3 protein-coding genes and 1 pseudogene are annotated in these 3,380 nt (G+C 64.5%); 3 read left to right on the top strand and 1 reads right to left on the bottom strand.

From position 1 onward, the window contains the following. Positions 1-225, bottom strand: a pseudogene (locus tag VFH65_RS27545) (homogentisate 1,2-dioxygenase); the annotation flags it as partial. A gap of 233 nt (positions 226-458) precedes the next feature. Between VFH65_RS27545 and VFH65_RS27540 the strand changes: the two are divergent. From VFH65_RS27540 to VFH65_RS27530, 3 genes are all read left to right on the top strand, one after another. After that, the gene (locus tag VFH65_RS27540; protein WP_353326035.1) at positions 459-1,697 is read left to right on the top strand and encodes a CaiB/BaiF CoA transferase family protein; all 1,239 of its coding nucleotides are present in this window, start codon (positions 459-461) and stop codon (positions 1,695-1,697) included. A gap of 58 nt (positions 1,698-1,755) precedes the next feature. Then, the gene (locus VFH65_RS27535; protein WP_353326033.1) at positions 1,756-2,661 is read left to right on the top strand and encodes an acyl-CoA dehydrogenase family protein; all 906 of its coding nucleotides are present in this window, start codon (positions 1,756-1,758) and stop codon (positions 2,659-2,661) included. Next, positions 2,648-3,380 (top strand): acyl-CoA dehydrogenase family protein (locus VFH65_RS27530; RefSeq protein WP_353326031.1); only part of this gene is annotated, 733 nt, incomplete at its 3' end. The genes VFH65_RS27535 and VFH65_RS27530, both read left to right, overlap by 14 nt.

The following is a 3,380-nucleotide window of genomic DNA, read 5'->3' as shown; positions in this document are numbered from 1 at the left end:
ACCGTAGGCATCGGTGGAATCGCTGGGCTTGAGCTCACCACACGATGCGTCGATCGGCCGCAACGGACCGACGGATCGGTACGCGGTGGGGTCGTGGCGGCGGTACATGTTCGCGGTTCGTCCCGTGAAGCCGCCGCGGCCCAGTTCGTCGTCCTTGAGCCCGCCGAGGTCGGCATGCAATCTCCGCGGCGTCTTGCCTTTGCGCAGGTGGATGAACGATTCCATCAGTGGCCTCCGTGCTATCGGCAGTCAACACCGGACAGCCCGAAGGCGACGTCTGTCGGCCAAGGCTCCTTGCAGCGGCCCTGGCTGCGCGCCTCGTCGCGGTGGATGCCAAGTTACCAAAACCAGACAGCGTTTGGTAAGGTTTTAAACCTAACGCCGTTGGGTGCGAGTCGGTGCATCAGCAAGGCCCGCCATGTGGGCCGATCGATCTGAGGGGAATCTCGATTAGCGCTATGCCGTCAACCGGGTCGGCCTCCTCGGCGCCATTGGCGGGGGTCACTGTCGTGGCGCTCGAACAGGCGGTTTCAGCGCCGATGTGTTCGCGCACGCTAGCCGACTTCGGTGCCCGCGTGATCAAGGTGGAAAGTCCGCACGGCGGTGATCTCGCACGGAGCCTCGACACTGTCGTCAACGGGCTGGCCGCCCACTTCGTTTGGGTGAATCGCGGCAAGGAATCGGTGACACTCGACCTGAAGACACCGCAGGGAATGGACATTCTGTTCCGGCTAATCGAAACGGCCGACGTGTTGTTGTCCAACCTCGCGCCCGGTGCCACTCACCGGCTCGGCATCAGTCCGGAGCAGCTCGCGGCGCGGTTCCCGGACCTCATCGCCGTCGAGATCGACGGATATGGACGAGGCGGACCGCTCTCGGACAAGCGGGCTTACGACCTACTGGTGCAAGCGGAGTCAGGCACATGCGCCGTGACCGGCCATCCGGGGGCGCCAGCCAAACCGGGCCCGGCCGTTGCCGACGTGACGACCGGCCTCTACGCCGCACTGTCGGTCATGGGGCTGCTCTTTGGACGCGAGCGTCGGGGGACGGCGGGCCACGGTGGTGCCAGGGTCAGCGTGAGCCTGTTCGACACGATGATGGAAATGTTGGGCTATCAGCTCAACTTCACCCGGCACACCGGCGTAGATCAGCAACCGCTCGGAATGAGTTCACCGGCCGTCGCGCCCTATGGCGCGTATCCGACCGCCGACGGTCACACCGTCGTCATGGGAACCACCCATGACCTCGAATGGCAACGGCTTGCACGCAAGGTCATCGAGCGCCCCGACCTCGCCGACGATGCGCGGTTTGCCACCAACTCGCTACGTGCCCAGCACCGCACCGAACTCGACGAGTTGATCGCCGACTGGTGTGGGCGACACGACTTGGCCCACATACAGACGACCGCGGACGCCGCGGGCATCGGCAACGCCCGGTACAACACCATCTCCGAAGTCATCGCGCATCCGCATCTGCAGGATCGCGACCGGTGGCGTGAGATCGAAACACCGGGCGGTCCGATCCCCGCCTTGCTACCACCGCCGATCATTCACGGCTTCTCGCCGCCAATGGGCTCGGTTCCGGCGTTGGGGGAGCACACCGAGGCGGTACTCAACGAACTCGGATTCAACGGCGACGAGATCGCCCGGTTGCAAGCAGTGGGCGCGATCGGTGTTGCCCCAATCCCGTGTTCGTGAACGTGAGGAGTCGGGCCTGCTCGATTGGCATTGCCCATTCATCCGAGGTGAGGAACCTATGGACGTACGTCTAACCGATGAACAACGAGAACTGCGCGATGCGGCAGCCAAGCTCGTCAACGACCTGGGACCGGCGTCAGTCGCGGACCTAGATGATGCGGAACGCGTCGTGCGCTTGGAGAAGACGGTTGGCGCAACCGGTTGGCGATGGCTGCGCAGCGACGGTGCCTCGGGCGTCGAAGTAGCCATCGTCGCCGAGGAGTTCGGACGTGGACTCGTCGACATGCCTTACCTGGGGCCCGTCCTAGCTGACGAAGTACAGCGTCACGTCGCTCCGGATGCCCCCCCGGCAACGATCGTCCTCGACGGAACGGCGCCGGATGCTCGCGGCATCAGCCGTGGGGTAAGCGTTTCGGGGGGTACACTATTCGCCTCCGAGCTGAGCGAGGCGACCAGCGGCGTCGATCTCACCCGCTTCCGGGCCGCCACACTCGGTGAACCAGAAGAACTCGGACGTGTGTCGAGCGACCATCACGACGCCTGGTATGCATTGGCGTTGGTGGCATCGTCGGCCGACATGCTCGGGGCTGCCCGCGGAGCGCTGAACTTGGCCACCGATTACGCGAAGGTGCGCCAGCAATACGGCAAGACGATCGGGTCCTACCAGGCCGTCGCGCACATGCTCGCCGAGAGTCTGGCGCTGATCGCGGGATCGACCAGCGTGCTGTGGTACGCCGCGTGGGCGGTCGACGAACTGTCACCTGCCGAGGCGGTCGACGCCGGTCGAATCGCGAAACTCTACTGCGCGCGCGCCGCAAAGACGGTGTGCGAGACATCGATTCAAGTGCACGGTGGCATCGGTAACACTTGGGAGTGTTTGGCCCACGTGTACCTGCGACGCGTACTGCTGTCCACCACTTTGTGGCCAGTCACCTTGAGGGAGATCAACATTGGACTTTCGTGATTCGCCGGAGGAGGCCGCGTTCCGGGAACGGTTGCGTGGCTGGCTGACCGAGCAAAAGGGCAAGTTCCCGACGTCGGGCGACGAGTATTGGGCGTCCCAAGGCGCCTGGCATCAAGCGCTGTACGAGGCGGGCTTCTTCGGCACCTCGTGGCCCAAGGAATTCGGTGGTCAGGAGCTTCCGCCGGTCTACGACGTCATCGTCGACGAGGAGATCGCGACGGCGGGCGCCCCGGCGCGGCCAAGCCTCGGTTACCTAGTCGTCGGGCTCGGTCATCATGGCAGCAAGGAACTGCAGCAACGCTTCCTGCCGGGCATGATCAACGGCACCGAGCGTTGGTGTCAGGGGTTCTCCGAGCCGGGCGCGGGGTCGGACTTGGCATCGCTCACCACGACGGCCACCCGCGAAGGGGACGAGTACGTCATCCACGGCCACAAGATCTGGACGAGTTACTCCGATGTTGCTGACCTGTGCCTGGTGCTGGCGCGGACCGACAAGTCGGTAGCCAAGCATCGCGGCATCTCGGCGTTCGTCGTCTCGATGCATCAGCCGGGTGTCGAGCAGCGGCCGCTCAAGATGATCAGCGGCGTGACAAAGGAATTCGGCCAGGTGACCTTCGATGGCGCCCGTGTACCCGCCGATCAGATGGTCGGTGCACCGGGAGACGGCTGGAAGCTGGCGATGACCGTCGTCAGCCATGAGAGTGAACCGTCGACAGTCG

The organism is Mycobacterium sp. (genome assembly GCF_035697385.1).
GTDB lineage: Bacteria > Actinomycetota > Actinomycetes > Mycobacteriales > Mycobacteriaceae > Mycobacterium.
The sequence above is the reverse complement of the archived record's forward strand: the minus strand, read 5'-3'. Positions and strand labels throughout refer to the sequence as shown.